The organism is Bacillota bacterium, from assembly GCA_024655925.1.
In the GTDB taxonomy this organism is placed as follows: Bacteria; Bacillota; DTU025; order DTU025; family JANLFS01; genus JANLFS01.
The window spans coordinates 7,391-10,943 of sequence record JANLFS010000097.1 but is presented as its reverse complement, the minus strand read 5'-3'; the positions used below and the strand labels follow the sequence as shown (position 1 = coordinate 10,943).

3 protein-coding genes are annotated in these 3,553 nt (G+C 58.3%); all 3 read left to right on the top strand.

Annotation, left to right across the window (positions count from 1 at the left end):
* Nucleotides 1–787, top strand: a 787-nt coding sequence (locus NUW23_12875) for a glycyl-radical enzyme activating protein (GenBank protein MCR4427058.1), incomplete at its 5' end; no start/stop codon positions are given.
* Between the two features lie 7 nt (nt 788–794).
* The gene (locus tag NUW23_12870; GenBank protein ID MCR4427057.1) at nt 795–3,152 is read left to right on the top strand and encodes a glycyl radical protein; all 2,358 of its coding nucleotides are present in this window, start codon (nt 795–797) and stop codon (nt 3,150–3,152) included.
* Between the two features lie 164 nt (nt 3,153–3,316).
* Nucleotides 3,317–3,553: diaminopimelate decarboxylase (locus NUW23_12865; GenBank protein ID MCR4427056.1), on the top strand; the 237-nt coding region annotated here is incomplete at its 3' end.

The window sequence follows — 3,553 nt, the reverse complement described above, 5'->3', positions numbered from 1 at the left end:
GATCGAGGAAGCGAAGAAGCTCTCGGGGGCCCCCGGCTGCGTCGAGTGCGGCCGCTGCGTCGCCGCCTGCCCCAACAGGGCCATAGAGCCCAAGGATGGCATGCCCGCGGTCGTGCCCGGCAGATGCACTTCTTGTGGCGGATGTGTCAGCGCTTGCCACTCGGGCGGCAGGGTGATGGTTGGGCGGAAGGTATCGGTGGCAGAGGTTCTGGATGAAGTCACGAAAGACACAATCTTCTACGACGAATCAGGGGGCGGGGTCACTTTCTCTGGGGGCGAGCCTTTGGCGCAGCCCGAATTCCTCGTGAGCCTGGTCAAAGCGTGCAGGGAGATGGGGATCCACACCGCAATAGATACGAGCGGGTACGGAAGCCCAGATACCCTGCTCGAGGTGGCCGACCATGCAGACCTCATCCTCTATGATATCAAGTCGCTTCGGGATGACGTTCATCAGCAGGTGACCGGGGTGGACAATTCCCTGATCCTGAGCAACCTCCGGCGCCTCGCCGCCCACCCCGTTGAGGTGATAGTGAGGGTTCCGCTGATCCCAGGAGTAAATGATGCAGACAGGGACATCGAGCTGATGGCTGAATTCCTCTCAGGTCTCGAATGGCGGAGGCAGGTACGGGTAGATCTCCTCCCCTACCACCGCATAGGCATGGATAAGTACGAGAGGTTGGGGAGGGTGTACGCCATGGCCGAAGCCCAGCCCCCGTCCCGGGAGCAGCTCGACCGTGTCCTGGCTAGTCTTCGCGGCCACGGGTTCATCACGAGAATCGGGGGGTAGTCAATCCATGAATGAGCGCGTCCTTAAGCTTCGGAGACAGAGCCTGGAGGCGGAGCCCCGGATCTCCACGGAGCGCGCTGAACTCATCACGGAGTTCTATAAGAATGCGCCTGCGGTGTCCGCACCCGTGCTCCGGGCGCTTGCGTTCAAGCATGTGCTGGAGAACAAGAAGATCTGCATCAACGACGGCGAGCTGATTGTGGGCGAGAGGGGGCCGGCGCCCAAGGCCACCCCCACCTACCCGGAGCTGTGCTGCCATAGCCTCCAGGATCTGGAGATCCTGCGAACCAGGGACAAGGTGACGTTCTCCTCGACCGAGGAGGACGAACGGGTCTACAGAGACACCATCATCCCTTTCTGGAAAGGCAGGTCCATGCGGGACATCATCTTCGCCCAAATGCCCCGTGAATGGAAGGACGCATACGATGCGGGCATCTTCACAGAGTTCATGGAACAACGGGCGCCCGGGCACACAGTGCTGGACGGGAAGATATACGAAAAAGGCTTCCTGGACTTCAAGGAGGACATTGCCCAGGCCCTGGCTTCCCTGGACTACCTGAACGATCCCGAAGCCTATGAAAAGCACGAAGAACTCAAAGCCATGGACATCGCAGCCGATGCGATAATCAGGTTTGCCCAACGACACGCCGAGACGGCTCTCGAACTTGCGGATAAGGAGGATGACCCCAGAAGAAAGGCCGAGCTTTCCAGGATTGCAGAAGTGTGCTCCTGGGTGCCAGCCCACAGGCCCCGAGACTTCTGGGAGGCGCTTCAGGCCTACTGGTTCGTGCACCTCGGTGTGATAACCGAGCTGAACACTTGGGACTCGTTCAATCCAGGAAGGTTGGACCAACACCTTTATCCATTCTACAAGAGAGGGATCGAGGATGGTACCCTCACCCATGAGGCAGCCAGGGAACTGCTGCAATGCTTCTGGGTCAAGTTCAACAACCAGCCGGCCCCTCCCAAGGTGGGCGTCACAGCCGCCGAAAGCGGGACCTATACCGACTTCGCCAACATCAACACCGGAGGGCTCAGGCCGGACGGCCTTGACGGAGTGAATGACGTCACCTACCTGATACTCGACGTCATAGATGAGATGAGACTGCTTCAGCCTAGCTCCAATATTCAGCTGAGCGCGAAGAACCCAGACCGGTTCCTGAAGCGCGCTCTCAAGATCGTGAGGAAAGGGTGGGGACAACCTTCCATATTCAACGCCGACGTGGTCATCCAGGAGATGCTCAGGCAGGGCAAGTCCGTTCATGACGCGAGGTGTGGGGGCACTAGCGGGTGCGTAGAGACGGGCGCGTTCGGCAAGGAGAGCTACATTCTGACAGGGTACTTCAACCTCCCCAAGGTTTTCGAGCTGGCACTGTTCGACGGGATAGATCCCCGAACCGGGAGCCGGCTGGGGCCATCTACTGGCGATCCGGCCCAGTTCACAGGCTTCGACCAACTGTTCGAGGCATTCAGGACCCAGCTCAAGTACTTCCTCGACATCAAGGTCAAGGCCAACAACATCATCGAAAGACTCTACGCAACCATGATGCCCGCCCCGTTCCTGTCCATCCTGATCGACGACTGCATCAAGAAAGGTCGGGACTATCACGATGGCGGGGCCCGGTATAACACCACCTACATCCAGGGCGTGGGGATCGGCACCTGCACAGACAGTATGGCTGCGGTGAAGTATCACGTCTTCGACCAGAAGGATGTCGGCATGGACGAGATGATTGAGGCGCTGAGTCACAACTTCCAGGGGCACGAGGCCCTCCGGGACGTGTTGCTCAACCATACACCCAAGTACGGAAATGACGACGACTACGCTGATGCCATCATGGTCTCCATCTTCGATGCGTACTACAAGGAAGTGAACGGAAGGCCCAACACTAAGGGCGGGCGCTACTGTATCGACATGCTGCCGACCACTTGCCACGTCTACTTCGGCTCGGTGACCGGGGCGACGCCTGATGGGAGGAAGGCCTGGACTCCCGTATCCGAAGGGATATCTCCAGTGCAGGGCGCCGACAGAAGAGGCCCCACTGCAGTGATCAAGTCGGTAGCGAAGATGGACCATGTGCTCACCGGAGGCACGCTCTTGAACTTGAAGTTCACACCGCAAGTGCTGGAAGGTGACGAGGGAATCGACAATCTCGCGCGCCTTGTGAGATCGTATTTCCGGCTCGGAGGCCACCACGTGCAGTTCAACGTGGTCGACGCCAAAACCCTACGGGAGGCCCAAGATCACCCCGAGGCTCACCGTGACCTGATAGTCCGCGTTGCAGGATACAGTGATTTCTTCTGTGACCTTACCCGGGCGTTGCAGGACGAGATCATAGCCAGGACCGAGCACTCAGGATTCTGATAGTCCGTCGCTAACTCCAAGAGCAGATTGGGCATCACTCACAGCTTTCTACCTGCTAATGAGCCATTGCGAACACTCTAGTATTCATGATAACCTAAAGTAACTCTTGGTCGTACTACACCGCTTGAGGCAGGAGAGTGCAGAAATTGGACTATCACGGACACATGTCGGTCAACAAGAACGGACACCTAACTATCGGTGGATGTGACACGGTCAGACTCGCGAAGCGGTTTGGGACGCCCTTGTACGTCTACGACGAACAGGCGATAAGGGATGCCTGCCGCGCCTACCGGACTGAGTTCGAGTCCAGGTACCACGATGTGGAGATCCTCTATGCGAGCAAGGCGTTCATGACCAAGGCGATAGTGGCACTCATGGCTGATGAAGGGCTATCCCTGGAC

Coding starts and splice junctions, on each gene's coding strand:
- NUW23_12870 (MCR4427057.1), top strand. CDS start 795: ATGAATGAGCGCGTCCTTAAGCTTCGGAGACAGAGCCTGGAGGCGGAG.